Raw genomic sequence first — 24,149 nt, 5'->3', positions numbered from 1 at the left:
AGGGTGGGACCGGCCTTCTTCATGTCTGCGGCTCAGCGCCGCCGCGTCAGCGCTTCGTGGAGACCGTCACGGTGAACCGTGCATCGCGGGCCAGCTGCTCGGTGAGCCCGACCTCCTTCGAGAGCACCGCGCGGTGCTTCAGGTGAGAGTTCCAGACGCTGTAGATCCGTCCGCCCGGGGCCAGCACCCGGGCCGCGGACCGGATCAGCCGGTGCGCCGCGCCGGGGTCCACCGCGTTGCCCTGATGGAACGGCGGGTTGAGCAGGATCACCTCGGCGGAGGCGTCCTCAAAGCGGGAGAGCGCGTCATCGCGGACCGTCTCGATCCTCGCGGCCACCCCGTTGGCCTCGGCCGTGAGCTGGGTGGACTGCATCGCAGAGGCCGAATGATCGGTGGCGATGACCCGCAGCTGCGGATGCCGCAGGGTCAGGAACGCACTGACCGTGCCGTTGCCGGAGCCGAAGTCGATGACGTACTCAGCACCCGGGAACCCGGGGTGAGCCTCCACCGCCTGGAGCATCAGCCGGGTGCCGGGATCGAGCTTGGTGCCGCCATAGGTGGCGCCCAGGCTGCACAGGGTCAGCTCGGTGGCGGGAGCCCCGGGCACGGTGACCTGATGGGTGTTCTTCCGCGGCGCCGAGCTGGGCACGTTCTCGCGTGGTCCGCGAGCGGTGAGCACCCGGGACTTCGACCGGCCGCGGCCCGCCGAGACGTCGCTGAAGTGCTTCTCCAGCACCTGGTTCATCGAGTGGTTCATGTGCTTGTCCCGTCCCACGGCCAGGACGACGACGTCGGCCGCCGCGTGCTCACGGATCAGCCACGCCCAGTCGCTCAGCGTCTCCAGGGAACGGGGCAGGTGCATCAGCACCGTGTGCACTCCGGCGAACGCGGCCGGGGCCTCCTCGGTCAGGCTGGGCAGCTCCGCCGGGGGCGGCGCGGGCAGATTCGCGCGGCGCGCATTGCCCTGTAGTGCGCGCTCCGCGCCGAGCTCGTCCTGCAGCACGCGCACCGCGGCCACGGCGTCCTCCACCGTGGCGCAGGCCGCAGAGATCAGCGAATCCAGCACCGGCAGGGTGAGTGCACCGGAGCGGTCATCGAGGATCAGCACGCCCTCGCGCGGGTGACCGTTCGCCCACCAGGCTGCCGCGGTGTCGAGCAGGAGCAGGTCCACCGCTTCCGGTGGGGGACTCAGGGGGGTGAAATCGAAGTTCTGGGTGAGCGAGGAGGGCTGGACATCGGGGGTCTGACCCGCGGGAAAAGGCATGGAGCCAGCTTAGAGGATCGTGCCCCGGCGGCCCTGGACGGCCTGCTCGAAGGCCCGGAGCGTCGCGCCCGAGGCGGGTCGCAGGGCTCACGCCGAAGCCTCGATCAAGGCTCGTGAACAGGTTCACACCAGGTTGTACACAGAATCGTTACTTGAGTGAGATAGCGTACCCGCATGCGGCTCATGCCGGGAGTGATCCGCCTGTGGTGGACTTGGATCAGCTCCCGACACACCAGAAATGGGGGAGATCGCCGATCAGGAAAGTGCAACAGCGGAATAAACTCCATAACGTAGGGACGATCGTCCCGCCTGTCAGGCATCAGGCCGCGGTCTCGGGCCCCGAGAGGGAACCGGGAATTGTGGGTCTGCCGGGCGTGGGCAGCGACTACACCCATGAAAGGCCATGATGCTGCTCCGACTCCACGACTTCTTCAGGTTGCGCACCAGTCCGATTCTCTTCTTCGGCTCAGCCGCAATCGTGATCGCATTCGTCATCCTGACCCTGCTGATGCCCACCGGGATGGGCGAATTCTTCGGCACCGGCTCGGGCTGGATCTACGACAACCTCGGATGGTTCTACATCTCAGGTGTGACGATCTTCTTGATCTTCCTCATCTTCGTCGCCTCCGGACGCTTCGGCCGAATCCGGCTGGGCAGTGACGGCGAGGAGCCCGAGCACTCCAACATGGCCTGGTTCGGCATGCTCTTCGCCGCCGGCATCGGCACCATCCTGATGTTCTGGGCCGTGGCCGAACCGGCCAACCACTTCGCCAACCCTCCGCGCGAGGGCCAGATGGCCGTGGAACCACGCTCCACGGAAGCGGCGAATGAGGCGATGGGCTTCACGCTCTATCACTTCGGCCTGCACACCTGGACGATCTTCGCGCTGCCAGGGCTGGCCTTCGCCTACTTCATCTACAAGAGGAACCTGCCGCCCCGGGTGTCCTCCATCTTCCAGCCGATGCTCGGTGACAAGATCCACGGCCCGATCGGGAAGTTCATCGACATCCTGGCGATCGTCGGCACCATCTTCGGCGTCGCGGTCTCCATCGGTCTGGGCACGCTGCAGATCCATGCAGGACTCGCGCGCCTGCTCGGCGTCAGCGACGCGGCCTGGAACTTCATCATGATCATCGCGGTGGTCACCGTCATCGCCACGATCTCAGCGGTGCTCGGAGTGGACAAGGGGATCAAGAGGCTCTCGAACTTCAACATCTGGACCGCCATCGGGCTGCTGCTCTTCGTGCTGATCACCGGCCCCACCGTCTTCATGCTGCGCGGCATGATCGAGTGGACCGGCGTCTACGCCTCGATGCTTCCCGAACTCGCGTTCTGGAACGACACCCTCGCGGACACCGGCTGGCAGAACGGCTGGACCATCTTCTACTGGGCCTGGACCGTGGCCTGGGCGCCGTTCGTGGGCATCTTCATCGCGCGGATCTCCCGCGGCCGCTCGGTGCGTCAGTTCGTCGCCGGCGTGCTGGGACTGCCGACCCTGTTCACCATCATCTGGTTCGGCATCTGGGGTGCGGGCACCTTCGACATCGAGCTCAACGGTGACGGCGGGCTGGTGGACACCGTGCTCGACGACGGTGTGGAGGGCGCGCTCTTCGCGTTCCTCGCTGAGTTCCCGCTGGCCACGCTCACCTCATCGATCGCGATCATGCTGGTGGGCATCTTCTTCATCACCTCGATGGACTCCTGCTCGCTGGTCCTCGATGACATGTGCAACGGCTACGAAGGCAACTCGCCGCTGCACCAGCGCGCCTTCTGGACCATCGCCATCGGCACCATCGCGGCGATCCTGCTCACCGCCACCGGCGAAGGCGGACTCGCTGCGCTGCAGAACGTGGCCCTGGTGCTGGGCCTGCCGTTCTTCGTGCTGGGCTACTTCATGATGTTCAACCTCTCCCGGGCGATGCGGGAGGACGCCGGCGAGCTCGGCTTCCTGAGCACCCGCCGCTGGCTCAGGACACTGCCTCCGGAGGAGTACGAGCGCCGCATGGAGGAGCCGCACGGTGCGCTCACCGAGGCTGTGGTGGCCCCGGACTACCATGAGGGCACCCAGCCGGAGAACGCGCCGGATGTGGATCACGTGGAGCAGCCCCCGATCGTGGAGGAGTACCGGATCCGGACGGGCGACGTTCCCGTCGTGGATCCCTCCCAGCCGGGAGGCTCCTACCCGCGGAACTGATCTGGGCGAACCAGCACAGATTGAGCAGTGACAGAGATGCCCGGCTCCCCGATGGGGGAGCCGGGCATCTCTGTCAGCGGCGGCGTCCGCCGCGGGGTGCGATACCGTAACGCCCATGAGCCAGAAGCGCCGGCACCGTGACACCTCGCCCGGGTGGAAGTACCTGTCGTTGATCCTGCTCGCCCTGATCCTGGGGGCACTGGTGTTCCTCATCGCCGGTCCGCAGCGAGGCGCTGCCGAGCCGACACGCGTCGCCGTGGTCGGCGATTCCAACACCGAGATGAACTCCCCCGATTTCGCGGCCGGGCAGATCGGCGACGGCTCCTGGGCCTCCACTGTGCTCTCGCACGGTTACCGCTTCGCGGGTGGTTGGGCCGTGGCCGGCAGCACCTCGGTCCAACAGGCCGAAGGTCTGGAGGACGTCGAGGGTGCAGACGTGCTGCTCGTGATGACGGGAACGAACGACCTCGCCCAGGGCGTCCCCTTCGATCAGACCGCCCCGAGCCTCGACGCGATCGTCGCCAAGGCACCGGCCGATCGTGTGGTGGTCTTGGCGATCCCGCCGCGTGATCAGGAGACCACGCCGAGCAACAGCGAGTTCAATCACGCGCTTCAGGATCTCGCCGAGGACCGGGGCTGGGAGTTCTTCGACGGCCACGAGTTCCTCCGCAGCCCCGACGGCGGCTTCGTCGAGGGGACCACGACCGACGGAGTCCACCTCACCACCGGTGCCCAGGAGCAGTTCGGCGAGGCGGTGGTCGAGTACCTGGGCCGGGACCCTGCCTCGTGACGGGTGTGGCCACGTCCCTGCTGCGGGCGCTTACTGCGCAGCCGGAGGACAGGCTGTAGTCAGGTCAGCGCGGGAGACTCGGCGAGGCCTCGACGTCGGCGCCGGCCCCGCCCTCGGGGACGGGCGGGGCGTCCTGCGCCGGTTGCGCATCGTCCACCGGCTCGGGCGGCGGGGTGGGCTGCGCCGGGGGAGTGCCGCGCACCGAGGCGTAGACGACCCCGCCGACCACCAGCACGCCGCCGCCGAGCTCCAGCCAGGTCGGCACCTCGCCCAGAGCGGCCCAGGCGGCCAGAATCCCGACCACCGGCACCAGCATGGAGAAGGGGGCGACGGTCCCGGCGGGATGCCGGCGCATCAGCCAGACCCAGATCCCAGCTCCCACCACGGTGCCGAAGAGGACCGTGTAGGTCAGGCCGAGCCAGGCGGGGATCGCGGCGACGCTGATCGAGCTGGCCAGCGCCGCGCCGATCTCTTCGGGGCCCTCCACCAGGAACGCTACCGTGAGCAGCGGCACCGGCGGGACCACGGTCATCCACAGCACCAGCGCCATCGGTCGGTCGGTCTGGGCCTTCCGCGAGGCGAGGTTGCCCAGCGCCCAGCCGAAGGCACCGAAGAGCACCAGCAGGAACGGGGTCCACCCGTCCAGGACGCCCCGGGACAGCCCCACCAGGCCCAGGCCGAGCACCGCGACGCCGACGCCGGTCGCCCGCCGGGCGGTGATGTGCTCCTTGAGCACCAGGGCACCGAGCAGCACGGTGAACGGCGCGGAGGCCTGCAGCACCAGCGAGGCGAGCCCGGTCGGGAACCCGGCGGACATCCCCAGGTAGAGGCCGAAGAACTGCAGCGTCCCGAAGCCCAGCCCGTAGCCGAGCAGGTAGCGGACCTTGACGCCGGGCCAGGGGACGAAGAGCAGCGCCGGCAGCGCGAGGATCAGGAAGCGCAGCCCGGCCAGGAAGAGCGGCGGGAACTGGTCCAGGGAGATCCGGATGGCCAGGAAGTTCAGACCCCACAGGACGGCCACCAGCAGGGCGAGAAGGGTGTGACGCAAAGGCATGGATTCATCCTGCGCCAGAACCACCATCAGGTCTACTGAATGCTTCTGCACCGAGCATGTAGGTTGCCTACATGAATGCACATGCCTCGGCACCCCGCTTCCTGGAGCCTCGCCATCTGGAGCTGCTGCGTGAGATCGCCGCCCGCAGGACCCTCGCAGCGGTGGCCAGGGCCACCCACCGCACGCCCTCGGCCCTCTCCCAGCAGCTGCGCACCGCCGAGCGTGAGCTCGGCGTGAAGCTGGTGGAGCCGGATTCACGCGGAGTCCGGCTGACCCCCGCCGGGCAACTGCTCGCCGAGGGCGCCGATGAGGTGATCTCCAGCCTCGCCCGCGTACAGGCCCGGCTCGACGCCGCCACCGGCGCACCCCGTGGGCAGGTGAGCATCGGCACCCTGCCCAGCGCCGGGCAGGTCTTGTTGCCACAGCTGCTCCACCGGCTCCGCGACACCGCCATCACCGTCAGCCTGGACGACTTCGACATCGCCGAGGCCGACTTTGCGGCCCGCGCCCTGGACGCTGACATCGTCATCAGCCACAGCCTGAGCGGCGAAGTGCCGCGCGGGGCCGAGGGCCTGATCTCCACCGTCCTCGCCAGGGAGCCCATCGACGTGGTGCTGCCGGCCGATCACCGCCTGGCGGCCCAGGCCCAGCTGCGCCCGCAGGACGTCGTGGACCATGAATGGATCGGCGTTCCCGAGGGCTACCCCTTCGACGCCATCCCAGTGGCCGTGGAGCAGCTGACCGGGCGCCCGGTGCACCGCGCGCTCCGGCTGCGCGACAATCATCTGCTGGAAGCCCTGGTCGGCGCTGGTGCGGGGATCGGCCTGCTGCCGCGGTTCAGCACCCGACCGGCCCCCGGTGTGGTGCTGCGGCCATTGGTCGGGGTCAGCGCCGCCCGGGCCATCGTCGCCCTGAGCAGGCCCGATCGGTACGAGCGTCTTGCGGTCAGGACGGTGACCGATCATCTGGTGGGCATCGGAGCGGAGCTGATGGAGACGTACGCGGCCACCTAGACTTCTCTGATTTACACTCAGGGGATGCATCGAATCCTCTCAGTGGGCCTCACCGGAGGCATCGCCTCGGGCAAGTCTGCGGTCTCGACCCGGTTGGCTGAACACGGCGCCATCATCATCGACTCCGATGTCCTGGCCCGGGAGGTGCTCGAACCCGGCAGCGACGGGCTGGAGGAGGTGGCCGAGGCCTTCGGAGCCGGTGTGCTCACCTCCACCGGCGCCCTGGACCGGGAGGCGCTGGGCCAGATCGTCTTCGCCGATGAGGACGCCCGTTCACGACTCAACGCCATCGTGCATCCCCGGGTCCGCGACGCTCGCAACGCGCTGCGCGCGCACGCCCCCGAGGGCGCGGTGGTCGTCGAAGACATCCCGCTGTTGGTGGAGACCGGACAGGCGGACAGGTTCGACGTCGTGGTGGTGGTCTCGGCCTCGGCGGAGCAGCGGCTGCACCGGATCGTCCGGGACCGGAACACGAGCCCCGAGGACGCTCAGGCGCGCATCGATGCGCAGACCTCCGAGGCTGAACGTGCTGCGGTGGCCGACGTCGTGCTGGACAACTCCGGGACGCTGGAAGAGCTGCATACTCAGGTCGATGAGCTGTACGAGAAACTCAACGGGCGTGTCAGCGCCCAGCAGTAGCATTGATCCATGAGTCTCGCTCAGAAGATCAGCCGCACTGTCGCCCCCTTTGAGGTCATCAGCCCCTTCCAGCCCTCAGGTGACCAGCCAAAGGCGATCGCAGAGCTGGTGGACCGGATCGAGGGCGGCGAGAAGGACGTCGTGCTGATGGGCGCCACCGGTACCGGCAAATCCGCGACGGCGGCCTGGCTGATCGAGCAGGTGCAGCGGCCCACGCTGATCATGGTGCAGAACAAGACCCTCGCCGCCCAGCTGGCCAACGAGTTCCGCGAGCTGCTGCCGAACAACGCCGTCGAGTACTTCGTCTCCTACTACGACTACTACCAGCCCGAGGCCTACGTGCCGCAGACGGACACCTTCATCGAGAAGGACTCCTCGGTCAACGAGGAGGTCGAGCGGCTGCGCCACTCGGCCACCAACGCGCTGCTGACCCGGCGTGACGTGGTCGTGGTCGCCACCGTGTCCTGCATCTACGGCCTGGGCACGCCCGAGGAATACATCAAGCAGATGGTCGCGGTGGAGGTGGGGGAGAAGATCGAGCGCGACGAGCTGCTGCGCCGCTTCGTCGGGATGCAGTACGCCCGCAATGACACCGACTTCCACCGCGGCACCTTCCGTGTGCGCGGGGACACCGTGGAGATCATCCCGATGTATGAGGAGCTCGCGGTACGCATCGAGTTCTTCGGCGATGAGATCGAATCCATCTCCACCCTGCACCCGCTCACCGGCACCGTGGTGCGTGAGGAAGAGGAGATGTACATCTTCCCGGCCAGCCACTACGTGGCCGGTGACGAGCGGATGGCCAGCGCGATCACCCGGATCGAGGATGAGCTGCGCGTCCGGCTCGAGGAGCTGGAGTCCCAGGACAAGCTGCTGGAGGCCCAGCGGCTGCGGATGCGCACCACCTATGACCTCGAGATGATGCAGCAGATGGGCTTCTGCAACGGCATCGAGAACTACTCCCGGCACATCGACGGACGCGGACCCGGCTCCGCCTCACACTGCCTGTTGGACTACTTCCCGGACGACTACCTGCTGATCGTCGATGAGTCCCATGCGACGATCCCGCAGATCGGCGGCATGTACGAAGGGGACATGTCCCGCAAGCGGACACTGGTGGACCACGGGTTCCGGCTGCCCTCCGCCATGGACAACCGACCGCTGAAATGGGATGAGTTCCTCGAACGCATCGGCCAGACCGTGTACCTCTCCGCCACCCCGGGCCGCTACGAGCTTGATCAGGCCGATGGCTACGTGGAGCAGATCATCCGGCCCACCGGCCTGGTGGATCCGCAGATCGTGGTCAAGCCGACCAAGGGCCAGATCGACGACCTGCTGGGGGAGATCCGCAGCCGCACCGCGAAGAACGAGCGGGTGCTGGTCACCACTCTGACCAAGCGGATGGCCGAGGACCTCACCGAATACATGCTGGAGAACGGCATCAAGGTGGAGTACCTGCACTCGGATGTGGACACGCTCAAGCGGATCGAGATCCTGCGGGACCTTCGCCGCGGCATCCACGACGTGGTGGTCGGGATCAACCTGCTCCGTGAGGGCCTCGACCTCCCAGAGGTCTCGCTGGTGGCGATCCTGGACGCGGACAAGGAAGGGTTCCTGCGTTCCACCACCTCGCTGATCCAGACCGTCGGCCGTGCGGCCCGCAACGTCTCTGGCGAGGTGCACATGTACGCGGACCGGATCACTGATTCGATGCGCCGCGCGATCGATGAGACCGATCGCCGCCGGCAGCGCCAGATCGACTACAACACCGAACACGGCATCGATCCCACGCCGCTGCAGAAGAAGATTGCCGACATCACCGACCAGCTGGCCCGCGAGGACGCCGACACCGCAGAGCTGCTGCAGGGCATGGGCGGCCTGGCCACCGGCTTCCAGTACGGCAAGGGTCACCGCGGCTACACCAGCTTCGAGAGTGAAGACGGCGAGGACGGCACGGACAAGAAGTCCGGGAAGTCCCTGGCGGCGCAGACCCCGGCTAAGGACCTCACCGACCTCATCGGCCAGCTCACCACCCAGATGCACCACGCCGCGGAGGAGCTGAACTTCGAGGTGGCGGCCCGGCTACGAGACGAGATCGGGGACCTGAAGAAGGAGCTCCGGCAGATGCAGAACGCCGGCCACGATCAGATGTGACGAACGCAGGCTACGTCTTTGATCAGGATGTCGTTCAACCAAAATCTGTGTTTCGCCCGTAAATCCCTTATGCTGAGCTAGGCCATATCAGGGATCTTTGGGGGATAGCAGTACGTGGAATTGCGTGAATATTTAAGGATCGTCCATCGCGGATGGCTCATCATCGTGTTGGCGACCCTCGCGGGAATCGGTGCCGCAGCAACGTTCTCGCTCCTGCAGACTCCGCAGTACGAGGCAGAAACTAGGGTCTATGTCTCCACGGATTCCGCGTCCACGGTGGCCGAGCTCGGCCAGGGCACCAGCTATACCCAGCAAATCGTGGAGAGTTTCGTCGAAGTCACGACCACGCCTCGGGTCCTGCAGCCAGTAATCGATGACCTGGGTCTCGAGCAGACTCCAGCAGAAATGGCCGAAACCATCGCAGTTTCAGCCGGTCCAAATACGGTGCTCATGGAGATCACGGCATCGGATGAAAACCCTATGCTGGCGGCGGAGATCGCCAATCTGGTAACGGAGAATCTGATTGGCGTGGTCGGTGAGATCACGCCGAGCTCCACCGGTGATGCCAGCTCCGTATCCGTCGAGGTCTTGCAGGAAGCTGTCGCACCGGAGTCTCCTGTCTCGCCGCGGGTGCCTCTCAACCTGGTCCTCGGTCTTCTAGCGGGACTGAGCCTCGGGGTCGGTGTCGTCATGCTCCGTGAAGTGCTCGACACGAGGATCCGCGGAGAGCATGATATTTCTACGGTCACAGAGGCCCCCGTGCTGGGCGGAATAGTCTACGACTCTCAAGCTCAGAAAAGACCTCTTGTGGTCCAGGTGGATCCGAAGAGCCCACGTGCTGAGTCTTTCCGAACACTGCGAACGAACCTCCAATTCCTGGAGGTCGGTGAGTCTAGACGAAGTTTCGTATTTACGTCGTCCATCCAAGGTGAAGGCAAGTCCACCACAGTGGCCAACACCGCCATCACCATGCAGGAAGCCGGGCAGCGGGTCCTAGTGATCGATGCCGATCTTCGACGCCCCAGGATCGCCAACTATTTCGGACTTGAAGGTGCAGTAGGACTGACTAATGTCCTGATCGGCAAGGTAGACCTCGCAGATGTTGTCCAGTACTGGGGTCCTCATGACCTTGCTGTGCTCCCCGCTGGTGACATCCCTCCGAACCCCAGCGAGCTCCTCGGTTCACCGAGCATGGATGCGTTGCTTCGTTTCGTGGAGGACCAGTTCGACGTCGTGTTGATCGCCGCTCCGCCGCTACTTCCTGTGACCGATGCCGCAGTACTCGCCACCCGTGCGACTGGGGCTATCGTCGTCGTCGCTGCTGGAAAAACGCACCGCCAGCAGTTGAAGGGAGCAGTTACTTCCCTGGAGAACGTCGGGGCAAAACTCTTCGGGGTCATCCCGACCATGCTTCCGACTAAGGGCCCTGACGCATACGGCTATGGGCGCTACGGCCACGCATATACCTATGAAGAAGATCGAAAGGCGTAAGCCATGTCGGATGCCTTCCGTATCCTTGCTGTCTGTACCGGGAATATCTGCCGCTCAGCCCAAGCAGAGCAGCTAATCCGGGCCCGTATAACGAAGGACTTCCCGGGACTCGGATCAACGGTAGTTGTGGAAAGCGCGGGAACCGGGGCCCTTGTCGGCTCGGGTATGCCGACCGAAGCTGCCGCACTCTCCACAAAACATGGTGGCGCACCCGCTGGGCACACCGCGCGTCAGCTGACGGCAGAACACGTAAGAGCGGCAGACCTCGTACTTGCGATGTCGGCTGAACATCGCAGCGCCGTAGTCCGGTTGATACCTCGCGCGTCGCGAAACACATTCACGCTCAACGAGTTCGCAGCCTTGCTGGAGAATGCGCTACAGAATCACCCAGCGCCTCAGTCGGAATTCATGTCTCTGACCGCAGCAGATAGACTCCGCAGCGTCGTGAAGTGGGCGTCCGCGCGACGAGGCTACCTGCCCCTAGAGGATGCAGCCCCTGCCGACATTGTTGACCCTTATCGACGATCAGAAGAGATCTACGCGGAGTCTGCGCGTCAGATCATTGAAGCACTAGATCGCACCCAGCGAGTCGCGGTGAGCCTCGCCAAGCAGGTCGGCGCATGAATGGCAATGGACGAGGCCCCAAAGGCGAGCGTAAGTTCTCACGCAAAGCGATGGTAATCATTGGGCTCGCGGTTTTTTTGGCAGCGGATGTTGTCCTGGTTGCCCTTGCTCTCGGCCCGGGCCTAGATGAGCCTCAAGCCGAAGGATCTGCCTCGCAGACTCAGTCCACCGCCCCAGAAGACTGCGGGGGCCTGAGTCTGGTTGAGTTCCAGGAATCAACTGTCGTATCTCTCGCCTGCACCTCTGCAGAAGTCGACAATGACACAACCCTCGATGTATCAGGGAACACACTCTGGGTCTGGACCGGGGATGAGGCCCTGTTTTCCGCGGATCTTGGAAGGAATCTTGACTGATGAGCGCCGCACCAGCTACGGACATGAACGCCACCTACACCGGCATCAGGGCAGCGACTGAGGAAGTACTGCCACGCCGAGTCTGGCAAAAGCGCTACGCCAGGCGCCTTCTCTTCACTGACTTCTTGGTGCTGGCGATAGTTATTGGCAGCGTCCAGGTATTTTGGCTCGGCTTTGATGACGCGGCAAGTTTTGGCTTTCCCACGATGACCGGGGGACAGTACGGGGGGGAAGTCAGCTACGGCATCGTCTCCGGCGCGATACTGATTCTTTGGATGCTTGTCCTCGTTGCAGTAGGAAGTGTTGACTCACGGGTTATGGGTGTCGGGCACACGGAGTATCGGAAGATTACAGACAGCGGGATTGGCGTTTTCGCTGCACTCGCGACCAGCATGTTCCTGCTCAAGCTGGATGTCGCCCGCGGGTACCTTCTCCTCACTTTCGCCATAGGCATCGCCGGGCTACTGTTTGCTCGAATGGCCTGGAGGAAGTGGCTGAAAAGCCATCGCGCTAGGGGCGACTATTCCAATCAAGTAGTACTGGTGGGCTCACGCTCGTCTATACGCCACATCTCGGACGAGTTGGCGAAGCAACCTTGGGCTGGTTACAACGTGGTCGGGGCAGCTCTCGCACAGGATCCGAGGGACAGTGGCATCCTTGCCATAGGCGATGTTCCTGTGATCAGTGATTTTGATGGCGTACGCGAGGCCATGGACATCATTGGTGCCGACACAGTGATCATCACTGGGGCTGATCATCTGGACCCGCAGAGGGTCAGAGAGCTCAGCTGGGAGCTCGAAAAGGGCGAATATTCACTTGTAATGGCGCCAAGTCTCACGGACGTCAGTGGCCCACGTATTCATAGCCGCCCTGTCGCGGGACTACCCCTCATGCATGTGGAGACCCCGCGCTACACGGGTCTCCGGGCAGCTATGAAGCGCTCATTCGACATTCTTGCATCGCTATTGATTATCTTGCTCCTTTTCTTGCCTATGGGTGTAGTGGCGACCATGGTCAAGGTGACTTCGCCGGGACCGGTGCTGTTCAAGCAGCGTCGCATCGGCCTCGACGGGGAGGAATTTAGAATGTTGAAATTCCGATCCATGCGAAGTGATGCGGAACAGTTATTGGCTCAGCTGGACGCGGCGGATCGAATGGACCCCGACAGTGTCCTGTTCAAAATGAAAGATGACCCCCGCGTCACGAAGGTTGGACGGTTCATTCGCCGTTACAGCATCGACGAGTTGCCGCAAGTCTTCAACGTCCTGATGGGCAGCATGTCGCTTGTTGGTCCGAGACCCTCATTGGCGCAAGAAGTTGCGCAGTACGAGCATCACGTTCATCGAAGGTTTCTGGTCAAACCCGGCATAACTGGTCTGTGGCAAGTCAGTGGAAGATCAGATTTGCCATGGGAGGAAGCCGTAAGACTGGACTTGTACTACGTAGAGAATTGGTCACTTACGGCAGATCTAGCAATTCTATGGAGAACAGGGCGTGCGATTTTTGAAGGTAAAGGTGCGTACTAGTTTCGATTATTTAGTTTTATGTTATCGATCTAGAATAGATATTTAATTATTTCGCGTTCTGCGCTGGGTACCCCCACGAGGCGCAGTTCGCCGGAAGTCGCCTCTGGTCTCCCTTGGCGATGCAGATTGTCGGGGAGCCTTCATCCAAACTACGAAACGGGCATACAGGCATGGTAAGAACGGCACTTGAGCGCGAGGTCTCATCCGTTGTAAAGACCGGTCGGTGTACGGGGTGTGCTGGTTGTACGCATGTCTCCCCGCGTGTGACGATGCGCGAGACGTCGGATGGGTTTCTTCGGCCGAAGGTCGAGCGCGCAGCGGCGCCCAGCGACAAGGCCGAGGCGGCTCGATTCAGGAATATGTGCCCCGGCCTTCGGGTAAGTGCGCCAGCCGTCGAGCCGGGTGGACAATTACACGGGTTGTTCGGCCGCTACCACTCCGTATGGCGTGCTTGGTCGACAGATCCAGTTATTAGAACTGCTGGCAGCAGCGGGGGAGTTCTCACGGCACTTGTTTCGTGGCTGATTGATAGCGGGCATGTTTCCCAAGCATCCGGTGTCTCAGCCTCTGAATCATCACCGAAGCGATCGGTGCCTGTGCGCATCATGAGTCGCGACGAGGCGCTAGCCTCCGCGGGGTCACGCTACGCGCCGGTCGGAGCCCTCGAGGGCGCATCGTTGGACTCTAAGTCCGCGCTAGTTGTCAAGCCGTGCGAGGCTGTGGCCGCTCGTTCCCTTACTGGTCGAGCGGACGAGGATGGCGAAAGTTCAGGACCGGTGTTGCTCTCATTCTTTTGCGCAGGTACTCCAAGCCAGAATGCTACTGAGTCCCTCGTGGAGGAGATCGGGCTCGATCCAGATCGGCTGAAGTCTCTCCGATACCGGGGGGACGGATGGCCGGGACACTTCAAGGCCGAAGATACGGACGGGCATCGATCTCAGTTGACGTACGTTGAGTCGTGGGGATCTCACCTCGGCCGTGACTTGCAGACACGTTGCAAGTTGTGCGTCGACGGAACGGGTGAATCCGCAGACATCGCTGTCGGCGATTTTTGGGACACGGACGATCGGGGATACCCCCTTTTCGAAGAGCAGGAGGGGATATCAGTGGCCATTGCGCGCACCCGTCGAGGGCAAGAGCTCCTCATGGAGGCCGCCGAAGCGGGGGTCGTGATTCTTGAATCTCTCGAAATGGACCGGTTGGTACCAGTGCAGCCGCTACAGGTAAAGAGGCGTCAAACGTTACCTGGCCGACTGCTCGGACGCTCTATGGCCGGCTTTCCAACGACCAAATACCCTGGCTACGGGATCCTGTCGAACTTGTTCCGTGGGAACTTGAAACTCTACAAGTCGGCCTTGGGCACTTTTCGTCGCTCGATAGGTTCGCGGCTGCGTGGTGGTTCACCTGACCGGTAGTCCTGGCCTAGAGAATTACCGAAACCGCTATAGCTGTACCTGGCAATGGGCTCTTCACACTTGAGCGTGGAGTCCTGCTCGAGCATGGATTTGGGAGCGTCGGCGTGTCCGCCTGAAGCTCCTGCCCAGAATACGTGACTGATAGTTCCTCTGGTTCCGGAACCCCCGGCCGGTGCGCTTGATCTGCTTGACCGAAGTGTTCGCCGCCTCAGTCCGCGCATTGGTGACCCTGGTGCGGATGAACACCTTGATCTCTGGCCACCACCTCGCCACCGTGACTGAGAGCCTGTCGGCCTCGGGCAGCTCGGCGGCGGCCACTGCCAGCTCGAAATCAATCCTCGCGTTCTGGGCCTTCTCGATGGTCGGTGAGTTCAGGATCCTGCGCAGGTGTTCCTTCACCGCCCAGGCCGCGGCGACCTGCTCGAAGTCGGCGTCATCGAGGACCTGCTCCAACCGGTGCAGTCCGGCCTCGGTGAGCTGATCCCCAGCACGCAGCAGCAGCATCCGGTGCGCCCAGACCGCGTCCTGCTTCCGCCCGCGCCGGCCCAGCACCTCTCGCAGAGTCCGCTGGCGGACCTCGGTGAGCATCTGATTGCCCAGACGCACCAGGTGGAAGTGATCCACACTGATCTCCACCGCCGGCAGCACACGACGCACCGCGGCGCGGAACGTGGCTGAGGGATCGATCGCGACGACTTCGAGCCGGTCCAGCCAGGCCTGGGAGCGGGCTCGGAGCCACGCGGTGACGTTCTTGGAAGACCGCCCGTCGACGACCCCGAGGACGTGGCCGGTATCGGCGTCGACGAAGGTGCTCATCCACGGCTCCACACGGCACCACACCGCAGTGTCGGGGTGCTTGAACCACTTCGCGGTCGCGAACCGATGCTCATCGATCCCCAACGCGCGCACCGACACCTGATCGACCTCCGGGAGCACGGTGGTCTGGGTGAGGATCGCGGTGTTGACCGTGCCCCAGGCGATCCCCTGGACGGCGGCGACTTGGCCAGTAGCTCGTCCCGAATCCAGGACCGCGGCCACCACCGTGTCCTTGAGTCGGGTGGTGCACCGTGCTCGGGCGGGCAGCTGCTCGGTGGTCTGGGTGAAGGTCTGTCTCGGGCAGGCGGGCTCGGCGCAGAGGTAGCGCGGCTTGATCACCACCACCTCGACCCTGGTACCGCCGGTGGGGATGTCTTTGACGCGTTGCCGGACTCGTTGATGCACCCGGGTGGAGAGCACTCCGCAGCTCGGGCAGGCGCCCTGCTGGTCGACGGCGGTGACCACGACGCGTCTTCCACCCAGCGGCAGGTCAGCGGCGTCGGTGACGGTGTAGCCGGTCAGGTTGAACACCACCGATGCCGCATCCCGGCCCCGGTGCTCTCTGGCCTGTTCGGTGGTGTGGTGGGCAGACAGTGTCGAGGGTGCGCACGTATTCTGAGACATGGCTCGTGTCCTTCGTTGTCGAGGGCAGATTCGTCGCAAAATCCATCCTCAAGCAAGGGCACGAGCCGCTTGACTCACGACACCCCCACGCTCAACTGGGAAGAGCCAGTTACTGGGCGATAAGGCGTATTCCTCCCGGGCGATCCGGAGGTATCTGCGGGGCAGAGCGATCACCGCGACCATCGCTGAACCCAGTGATCAGATCTGGCATCGGAAGAACCGTGGCCCCAGGGGTGGCAGGCCTCCATCGTTCAACGCTGAACGTTACAAGGGCCGCAACATCGTCGAACGCAGCTTCTGTCACCTGAAGCAGTGGCGAGGGATCGCTACCCGATACGACAAGCTGGCCATCACCTTCCGAGCAGCCGTGTTACTCCACGGCATCATCGCCTGGACCAAACATTTGTCAGACACGCCCTAGTCGCTCAGTGGGCCCCACGTCGAAGTAGCCGCTTGATCCCCTCGTGCAAATCTCTGGGTCGGGGAGCAAGGACAGAGAGTGAACCGCGGAAACCCGACAGCAGGAGCATGAGCAAAACGACATAACCCACGGAAGAGGCGATTGCGGCTCCTACGGCGCCCAGTGTGGGTGCCAGCAACCACAAGAGAGTCAGCGAGACAGCCAGCGCCGTAACCTGAGCAATAGTCATCCTCGCTCCCCGGCCTTCCGCCGCCAGGGCCATCGACGCGACATAGCCACTTGTCATCGCGAAGCCTCCTATAGCGGCAGCCCATATAACCGGAACTGCGGGACGGAAGGCCTCGCCAAAGAGCAACGGAACGACGAACGGGGCAAGGAGACAGAGCCAGAAATAACAGAAGATTGATATCGCCAAACCAGAACGCGCCGCACTCCACTGCAACGACAACCGATCATTCAAGTTCGCAGCGCGCGCTATAGGCGTGAAGTACGATGCCCCAATGGCTTGGCCAATTGCGAGGGGGATCGTCACTATGGTCGTCGCCACGGCGTAATAACCTGCCTGCGTCGCGCCAGCGATCGGTAGCAGGAGCGCCTGGTCTAGCCGGTTGGAAGCTGTTTCGGCTAACGCCGATCCCGCAAAGCGCACGCCATCTTTAACGAGTACAGGAATCTCGCGAATAGCGCCTTCGAAACGACCTTTCACCAGAAAGAGTCCAGTGAAGAATGTTGCTGCAAGTCCCGATAAATAGGCAATCAATACCGTTGCGGTGTCTGCGCGCTGTGCTTGCCAAAGAATTATCACCAGGACAAGGTAAATGAATGGTTGAATGAGCTGCATCGACATGACAGCTCGATAGCGCGAGTGTGCAACCAGCAAGCTAATGTCACTTGACCAGCTCACTATTAGCGGTGCGGCGGCTACCCCTACGGTTGCTATTGTCCGCATATCCGTGTCGAAGCTTGCAAAGAGGGTGATCGAACAGATGGCTGCCGCAATGCACGCGGGTACGACGGAGACGGCGCTCAACAGTCGTGCGGCCCCGATGGCAACTTGACCGTCCGCTGTGGCAGCGCGACGTCGAACCGCGAGGGGAACCCCGAGCGCGATGACCACTGGCACTATATGGAACAGTGCGATCGCCGCCGCTGTCTCGCCGCGTCCATCAGGGCCGATCGCGCGTGCGACGATTGGCGCAGAGATTAGGGCTAGAGCCGCGGCAACCAGACGGCCGATCGCGAGCAATGATGGGCTGTCGTCGATGATCGATCGAAACAACCGCCTCATCCAACTCATCGAGAAATCACGGGCGCTGAGCTGTCGCTGAATCGCGGCATCTCAGGGAGCGACCAGTGACCGCGATTCGGGAGCCGTTGATCGGGTGGTACCAAATACCTACAGAACACCCTAGACCGCAGCTCGGACTCACTACACAGGGCTTTTAAATGTCGACGCAATGACATCCTCAACGGAGCCTCTTCAGTGCCTCTACGGAAGTCTCAAGTCGCGCCCGCGCACGTGCGCGGAGAACGTCTACCTCGTCGTTGTCGGTTCGCTGCATGGACACCACAGTTTCTAGCAGGGGTTCTATCAGTTCCTCATCCCGCCTTAGATCAAATACGTGCGGCCAGCCGATATCAGCCATTAGAGGTGCAAATTTCCTCGAGTACGCCAACGGTATGGAGGGAGTTCCGGTTGATAATGCATTTAGGCACGCGTGCATGCGTGAGCCGATCACAAGTTGCGCTGAACCGACAGCGGCTCTCGCATGTTCCAGGCTCTTCGGAATAACAATATTCAGACCTAGCTCGTCGCCGAGTTCTCTCGAGACCGGGGCGTCATTGTCAGGTCGAGGGTTCTCGATCACGTGCGAGAGCAACGTGACCGTGCGTCCTTGGCGCTTCAAGCCAGAAATAAGTCCAAAGATCAGAGAACGGTAACGCGCCGAATCGACGTGATTGTTCGGCTGCCACAGTAGCCCGGACACATTAAGAAGCACATCGTGGTGCTGGCCGCTCGTAGGCTGGGGCAGCGCGAAGACCACGTCTGTGGATTTCGCGTCCGGAACCACGTTCAGTTCATCTTCTGCATACGTGGCACTCACGCCGTCACGCACGTGCACTTGTGCGGCATTCTGGAGCATTGATCGACCCATTGCGCGTCCCAACCGCGTATTGAATGGACCAACTGTCTGGGGTCCCAGTGCGACGGGGACTCCGAGTCCTGCCGACAGACGGTGGGCGTTATACATCCACGCTAGTCGCCGCAGGCCGTAGATGTCGGTGAAGCTATCACCAGCGCCTGAGTCAACGATCAGGTCGTACTGTCGAAGCTTTCGCTTCAACACGCCATCTCGCCGTCCCAGGTCCGCGAGAATGTTCCTCTCTCCAAAACCGATCTCCGAGTCTCCGGTGCCGTAATCCTGGAAATCGACTACGACGTCCTCGCCCCATGCCTGGCGGATCAACGCCGCCATGCCATGCGCGAGTACCTGCACCCCTAGATTTGCTGAGCGGGTATCAGCCCACAGAACCAACACACGCACGTGCATGACCCCCTTTTCTGGGCGCGTACGCGCCCTGCACAAACGTCATAGTTCACTGCATTTCGCTGGTGGAACCATAGGTAAGAACTCACTCTGCTAATTTAGCTAGTCTATGGTGCTCCTAGCTGCGATCGTCAATTACCGGAGTTCGACCTACCTCGAGGCGTGTCTGAACTCACTTGCCGAGGCTGGGGTTGACCGCGCCGCCGTCGTGGACAACTACTCGTCGGATGAAGAGCGGGCAGAAGTGCGCAAAGTCGCTGAGCGGTCCCAAATCACTGTCACTGTGGTGCTTTCCGACAGCAACCCTGGTTTCGGTGCAGCCGTCAATCGGGCAGTGCGTGCCCTTAAGGCGCTCGAGACCGATCTCATATGGATCGTCAATCCTGATGCGGTCGTTACTCGGGAGGCCGCTGTCGGATTGAGCTCTCGCATTCTTCACGGGCGCGTAGACGTTGTCTCACCGCTCATAGTGACTGGTGACCCGGTCACACCGTCGGTCTGGTTCGGTGGTGGCCACATTGATACACGGGCTGGTCGGACGATACACCTGCACCTTGGAGATGATCCGCGCACTTTGAGCGGCCTTCAAGACGTTACTTTTGTCACCGGGGCTGCCCCCATGCTCATGGCGAAGACATTTGATGCTTTAGGGGGATTCCGAGAGGACTTGTTCCTCTACTGGGAGGACGCCGACCTGTCGCGCCGAGCGACCGCGGCCGACATGCGTCTTGCCGTCGACCTCGACTCGATAGTGTGGCACGCCGTTGGCGGATCAGGAGATGCGGAAGGGCGTAGTGCGGCATATTACCGCTTTATGCAACGAAATAGACTGATTGTCTGTTCGCGCTGGACGTCTCGTTGGAATCTTGTCATCGGCATGGGTTCGGTTGAGACTGTAAAGCTTTTGTTGCGCCCTTTGAAAGAACGCTTTGGGCGGTTCGAGAAGTTTCAAGCGGGCGTTGCGGGCTTGCTGGACGGTTTTGCAAACGCGGCCACTCGTCCTGACGATCGGCGTTGAGTTCCGGGCAGTACCAAAACGTGGATAGCAGATCCTCTGTGGTTGCCTGGGAACTTCGGTGGCGGGTCTTGGAGCCCGAGCTGATGAAAGTTGATGCGGAGCGACAATCCGCTTACCCAGGTGCACTACCTGGAAGGTTTCCTCCATGCACCGGGTAAACTGACCCGCTATGGGGACTCTGACAACATTGTGGCCGGGTCTTGGCCGCGACACTCTCAACACCGTAATAGGATCGCCACTCGTGCCGCGCCCGCTCCGGTGGCGTGTTCTCCGCGCCCTGGGGATGCAGGTCGAGCCTTCGCGTATTTCGCCCGACGTGTGGTTCGGAAGTAGCCGCGTAAGCATCGGCGAAGGGACGTTCATCAACTATGGTTGCATGTTCAATACCTCTGCTCCGATTAGCATCGGACGAAACTGTGACATTGGCATGCGGGTGACATTTGTCACGAGCTCTCATGAGGTCGGGGTGCCAGCGCGTAGGGCAGGAAAAGCCACAGCAGCTGGCATCAGGGTCGGCAATGGCGTCTGGATAGGTGCCAGTGCGGTAGTCCTTCCAGGTGTATCCATAGGCGACGGTGCCGTCATTGCAGCCGGGGCCGTAGTGACCAAGAGTTGCCCAGCGCACGGCATCTATGGTGGGGTGCCGGCGAAGCTAGTTCGGTCCTTCAGTGATGTGTAGACTTCCCCTCGCTAACGGGATCGCCGTCCGAACGTCCCGCGTCGTAAGAGTTCGGGATTTTATGACGCAGGCGTTTCTAAGCCCTGCAGGACAAGATGAGACGACGAGGCGACCAGGCGACCAGGCGACCAGGTCGAGTTTCGGCGCAGAGCGCTGGAACTGCTCAACACTCGGCGCCGCGGCGCGAGCACTGCGTCCGTCTTAGACACGGCCAGGTCAGCGCCTGGGTTAGCGGAGAATGACTGTTGCGCATCGCGCGACGGGTAGCCCGCTAACAGAGCTCCGACACGGATGGCTTACCGGTGTAATCAATCGGGGTTCACGTCGCTTCGGAGTGAGGCGGGCCCCCGCGAACATCACTATGGATCGGGGTAAAAGCCTCGGTCATCTTCGAGTTGTGCTTCTGCTTTGCCGCGCCGGACGCCAGGGCCCAACTAGGCGGCGCAGGTGTGGAAGGTTCTTCCCAATCAGATTGCGCAGGACTTAGTCCAAGGTGGATTCGCGAGGCAGGAGTCGAACGGGTTGTGGTCACTGATCTCACTGAGCATCGCACCCGCTGAGGAAAGGTCTCCTGTTTGCAGTCATGGCTCCCTTTCCTGCCGAGTCGTCGCTGGTCGATCGACTCCACACCGTCGGCAGCGCGAGCCGAAAACACATTGGGCATGACCCTCGCTAGATACTCCACTCCCAGGGAATCCGGTTCTGGGCTCACCCAGTCACCTTCATGAACGAGTGCAGTTCGAATCCGGAACCGCAACTACCAAGACCAGCGCAGCCGGTCTGCCTCCGCCAATGGGCTTGTACCGCGACTCCTACTACAACTCTATGATCGGGGCGTTCTAGGCCGGGATGCAGGTGGAACTCCTAGAATCGCGGCTATGGTTCAGGCGCCTGGAACTTGCCGACGCGACCGTTGAGAGGCTTGGGGTATGGCTATACCGTCTACGTATCCTCGCGCGGGTAGCACCCGTGCAATATGGGGAAGTGTGCATCAGCGTCGCAGCATGAGAACCGAGAATTACTGATGTCACCGACACCAGGCAAAGCCACGGTTGCGGTGTGTCGACTTTGGCACCACCCGAGAGGCGCGCGCTTACATGCAGGGTTGACCTGACCCACAGTTTGGTTGCCACCATCCCTCGCTAGCCGATGGCCTTCCTGGAAGGCTGATCACCATGCCACGCCCCTATCCTCCAGAGTTCAGGGCCCGCGCCATCTCACTCGTGCGCGAGGGCCGACCGGTCAAGCAGACCGCGGCCGATCTCGGCATCCACGAGGTCACACTGCACTCCTGGCTGCGCCAGGACGACATCGATCACGGTCTCCGACCGGGTCACACGACCCAGGAATCGGCGGAGCTGCGCGCAGCCCGCGCCAGGGTTCGTCAGCTCGAGCAAGAGATCTCGATCCTCCGACGGGCATCCACCTGGCTCGATGAGGAGCCCCTCGACCCAAAAGAGCGCACCCGGTGATCGACCGTCTTGTCGACGCCGGGGAGCCAGTGAACACCTGCTGTCGCCTGCTCGGGGTTTCCCGTCAGGGGTATTACCGCTACAGGCGGCGCCCCACCAGCGCCACGGAACTGCGCCGACGCTGGCTCACCGGCCTCATCGGCGAGGTCCACATCGCGTCTCGTGGCACCTATGGGTACCGACGGATCCATGCCGAGCTCACGCTCGGGATGGGGATTACGTGCTCGAGTCGGCTCGTCTGGATGCTGATGAGCCGGGCAGGACTGGGCGGTCTACCAGGACCTACGCGGGTCAAGCGCCTCAAGGGCGTGGCCACAGCCGATGATCTGGTCAACCGTAAGTTCCATCGCCTCGGGCTCAACGAACTCTGGGTCACGGACATCACCGAACATCCCACCACTTGGATTCCAGTGGTCGTCGCAACACCTACCGAAGGTGAAGACGATGTCGGGACCCAAATACAGCAAGAAACAGAAAGAGCAGTTCTTCGACCTGATCGACAGAGGCGGCACGGTCAGGGCGGCAGCAGAGACAGCAGGAGTGCACCCAGACGCGGCCTACACATGGCTACGAAACGCTGGACTGACCATGCAGCGAGCAACCCCTCGGATCTATACCGAGGCGGAGAAAGCCGAGTTCTTCAGACTTCTCGCGCAGCGACCCAACGTCTCCGCGGTCGCGAAGGAGCTGGGCTTCCCCCGTGTGACCTGCTGCGCGTGGGCGCACAAAGCGAAGATCTTCACCAGCCAGGCCCGGAAGGTCAATCCCCGTAGGGAGGAATTCCTTCGGCTGCGCTCCGAAGGCCTCACACGAACCGAGGCAAGAACGCGAGTCGGGGCTGATCCCCGCTCAGCGGCGGACTGGGACAAAGGCATTACGATCATCAGCCGCGGCAGGATCTACCCCGATGGCCGGGTGGTGCACTATCCGAAGGCGACCATTGAAGGTATGACGGCAGAAAGAAGAACACGAGCCATAGGCGGCAGCGTCGACCTGAACCTCGTCGAGAAGATCATTCATCCTCGCTATCTCAGCCTGATCGAACGAGAACAGATCAAAGATCTGCATCGATCTGGGATGTCGATCCGAGACATCGCCACCACACTACGTCGCTCACCATCAACGATCAGCCGCGAGCTCGCGCGCAACACGGTCTCCAACCGCGGTTACATGCCCCACACTGCTCACAGGCTCTCCGTGCAGCGACGCGCTCGACCTCGGCTGGCGAAGCTGCTGACCAACCCTGAACTGGGCGCTCTCGTGCAGGCGAGGCTGAAGACGCGCTGGTCTCCCCAGCAGATCAGTAAGCGGTTGGCCCGAGATTTCCCAGGTGTCCCAGCGATGCGGATATGTACCGAGACGATCTACCAAGGGATCTACGTCCATGCCCGCGGGGAGCTCCAACTCGACCTTCGTAAGCGGTTACGTCGTGGTCGAACCGCCAGGAAGCCGCGTAAACACGCCGATGAACGACGTCCTCGGTTCGTCGATCCAATGAAACCGATCAGCCAACGGCCTCCGGAGGTGGAGAGTCGGGCTGTGCCTGGTCATTGGGAAGGCGATCTCATTGTCGGTGCCTCAGGCGGCTCGGCGATCGCAACCCTGGTTGAGCGTTCCAGCCGCTTCGTGGCGCTGGCACATCTCGGACGTGATCGGAGCGCCGATGCTGTGCGAGACAGCCTTATTGCCACGATGGCCCAGTTGCCTGGCGCGTTGCGGGGGACGCTGACGTGGGATCAGGGCGCGGAGATGGCTGAACATCGGGCGTTCTCGGTGGCTACCGATATGGAGGTCTACTTCGCTGATCCTGGGGCGCCCTGGCAGCGTGGCAGCAATGAGAACACCAACGGTCTGCTGGAGTGGTCCCCGAAAGTTGGACACCTCATTTAGGGTCCTTCTTCAGGGAGTAATCACATGTATTTCAAAGGTGCGTTGAGTCACTCGGGTCTGCCGCACCGATAGGTGACAGGTGTAGTCACGCCGCGAGAGCGACGCCGGTGTTCATGATTGCTTCGTACTCCACTGGGGTCAATCCCGAGAGTCGTTTCTGCCT

Annotated in this window: 16 protein-coding genes and 3 pseudogenes; 14 read left to right on the top strand and 5 right to left on the bottom strand. The window is 62.6% G+C overall.

Annotation, left to right across the window (positions count from 1 at the left end; translation table 11 throughout):
• Nucleotides 1-46 precede the first annotated feature (46 nt).
• A complete protein-coding gene (locus tag EV640_RS13100; protein ID WP_133726671.1) occupies nucleotides 47-1,264 on the bottom strand; it encodes a class I SAM-dependent methyltransferase in 1,218 nt (405 codons plus the stop codon).
• Between the two features lie 406 nt (nucleotides 1,265-1,670).
• On the opposite strand from EV640_RS13100, the gene EV640_RS13095 reads away from it, so the two are divergent.
• Nucleotides 1,671-3,458 carry a BCCT family transporter gene (locus tag EV640_RS13095; protein WP_133726684.1) on the top strand — a complete coding sequence of 596 codons (1,788 nt, stop codon included), beginning with the start codon at nucleotides 1,671-1,673 and terminating at the stop codon, nucleotides 3,456-3,458.
• Nucleotides 3,459-3,573: 115 nt separating this feature from the next.
• Nucleotides 3,574-4,248: an SGNH/GDSL hydrolase family protein gene (locus EV640_RS13090; protein WP_133726670.1), complete on the top strand. Its 675-nt coding sequence runs from the start codon at nucleotides 3,574-3,576 to the stop codon at nucleotides 4,246-4,248.
• 64 nt (nucleotides 4,249-4,312) lie between these two features.
• Here EV640_RS13090 and EV640_RS13085 read toward each other — a convergent pair whose 3' ends face one another.
• Nucleotides 4,313-5,302, bottom strand: a complete 990-nt coding sequence (locus tag EV640_RS13085) for an EamA family transporter (protein WP_133726669.1) — start codon at nucleotides 5,300-5,302, stop codon at nucleotides 4,313-4,315.
• 71 nt (nucleotides 5,303-5,373) lie between these two features.
• Here EV640_RS13085 and EV640_RS13080 point away from each other — a divergent pair, with 71 nt between their 5' ends.
• The 7 genes from EV640_RS13080 (at nucleotide 5,374) to EV640_RS14060 (ending at nucleotide 14,517) form a co-directional block, all read left to right on the top strand.
• Nucleotides 5,374-6,315, top strand: a complete 942-nt coding sequence (locus EV640_RS13080) for a LysR family transcriptional regulator (RefSeq protein ID WP_243832334.1) — start codon at nucleotides 5,374-5,376, stop codon at nucleotides 6,313-6,315.
• Nucleotides 6,316-6,339: 24 nt separating this feature from the next.
• Nucleotides 6,340-6,954, top strand: coding sequence for a dephospho-CoA kinase (gene coaE, locus EV640_RS13075; protein ID WP_341802717.1), 615 nt, complete (start codon nucleotides 6,340-6,342; stop codon nucleotides 6,952-6,954).
• 9 nt (nucleotides 6,955-6,963) lie between these two features.
• On the top strand, nucleotides 6,964-9,108 hold the full coding sequence (gene uvrB, locus EV640_RS13070; protein ID WP_133726668.1) for an excinuclease ABC subunit UvrB: 2,145 nt from the start codon (nucleotides 6,964-6,966) through the stop codon (nucleotides 9,106-9,108).
• A 114-nt stretch (nucleotides 9,109-9,222) separates the two neighbouring features.
• A complete protein-coding gene (locus tag EV640_RS13065; RefSeq protein ID WP_133726667.1) occupies nucleotides 9,223-10,599 on the top strand; it encodes a tyrosine-protein kinase domain-containing protein in 1,377 nt (458 codons plus the stop codon).
• Nucleotides 10,600-10,602: 3 nt separating this feature from the next.
• Nucleotides 10,603-11,223 carry an arsenate reductase/protein-tyrosine-phosphatase family protein gene (locus EV640_RS14065; protein WP_133726666.1) on the top strand — a complete coding sequence of 207 codons (621 nt, stop codon included), beginning with the start codon at nucleotides 10,603-10,605 and terminating at the stop codon, nucleotides 11,221-11,223.
• A gap of 352 nt (nucleotides 11,224-11,575) precedes the next feature.
• The gene (locus EV640_RS13055; RefSeq protein WP_133726665.1) at nucleotides 11,576-13,102 is read left to right on the top strand and encodes a sugar transferase; all 1,527 of its coding nucleotides are present in this window, start codon (nucleotides 11,576-11,578) and stop codon (nucleotides 13,100-13,102) included.
• A gap of 119 nt (nucleotides 13,103-13,221) precedes the next feature.
• A complete protein-coding gene (locus EV640_RS14060) occupies nucleotides 13,222-14,517 on the top strand; it encodes a Coenzyme F420 hydrogenase/dehydrogenase, beta subunit C-terminal domain (RefSeq protein ID WP_424991616.1) in 1,296 nt (431 codons plus the stop codon).
• A 54-nt stretch (nucleotides 14,518-14,571) separates the two neighbouring features.
• Here the strand turns inward: EV640_RS14060 and EV640_RS13045 are convergent, their stop codons facing one another.
• The gene (locus tag EV640_RS13045) at nucleotides 14,572-15,957 is read right to left on the bottom strand and encodes an ISL3 family transposase (RefSeq protein ID WP_133726664.1); all 1,386 of its coding nucleotides are present in this window, start codon (nucleotides 15,955-15,957) and stop codon (nucleotides 14,572-14,574) included.
• 109 nt (nucleotides 15,958-16,066) lie between these two features.
• On the opposite strand from EV640_RS13045, the pseudogene EV640_RS13040 reads away from it, so the two are divergent.
• Nucleotides 16,067-16,378: pseudogene (locus tag EV640_RS13040) on the top strand (transposase); the annotation flags it as partial.
• 4 nt (nucleotides 16,379-16,382) lie between these two features.
• Here EV640_RS13040 and EV640_RS13035 read toward each other — a convergent pair.
• Nucleotides 16,383-17,666, bottom strand: a complete 1,284-nt coding sequence (locus EV640_RS13035; RefSeq protein ID WP_166645929.1) for an oligosaccharide flippase family protein — start codon at nucleotides 17,664-17,666, stop codon at nucleotides 16,383-16,385.
• 178 nt (nucleotides 17,667-17,844) lie between these two features.
• Entirely contained in the window at nucleotides 17,845-18,930 is a 1,086-nt protein-coding gene (locus tag EV640_RS13030; protein WP_133726662.1) for a polysaccharide pyruvyl transferase family protein, read from the bottom strand.
• 106 nt (nucleotides 18,931-19,036) lie between these two features.
• Here EV640_RS13030 and EV640_RS13025 point away from each other — a divergent pair, with 106 nt between their 5' ends.
• From EV640_RS13025 to EV640_RS13010, 4 genes and pseudogenes are all read left to right on the top strand, one after another.
• Nucleotides 19,037-19,945, top strand: coding sequence for a glycosyltransferase family 2 protein (locus EV640_RS13025; protein WP_133726661.1), 909 nt, complete (start codon nucleotides 19,037-19,039; stop codon nucleotides 19,943-19,945).
• A gap of 169 nt (nucleotides 19,946-20,114) precedes the next feature.
• Entirely contained in the window at nucleotides 20,115-20,624 is a 510-nt protein-coding gene (locus EV640_RS14055) for a DapH/DapD/GlmU-related protein (RefSeq protein WP_133726660.1), read from the top strand.
• Nucleotides 20,625-21,799: 1,175 nt separating this feature from the next.
• Nucleotides 21,800-22,494, top strand: a pseudogene (locus EV640_RS13015) (transposase); the annotation flags it as partial.
• Between the two features lie 391 nt (nucleotides 22,495-22,885).
• Nucleotides 22,886-23,968: pseudogene (locus EV640_RS13010) on the top strand (IS30 family transposase); the annotation flags it as partial.
• Nucleotides 23,969-24,149 lie beyond the last annotated feature (181 nt).

This window comes from Nesterenkonia aurantiaca (assembly GCF_004364585.1).
Classification (GTDB): domain Bacteria; phylum Actinomycetota; class Actinomycetes; order Actinomycetales; family Micrococcaceae; genus Nesterenkonia; species Nesterenkonia aurantiaca.
This window is presented reverse-complemented; position numbering and strand designations above follow the sequence as displayed.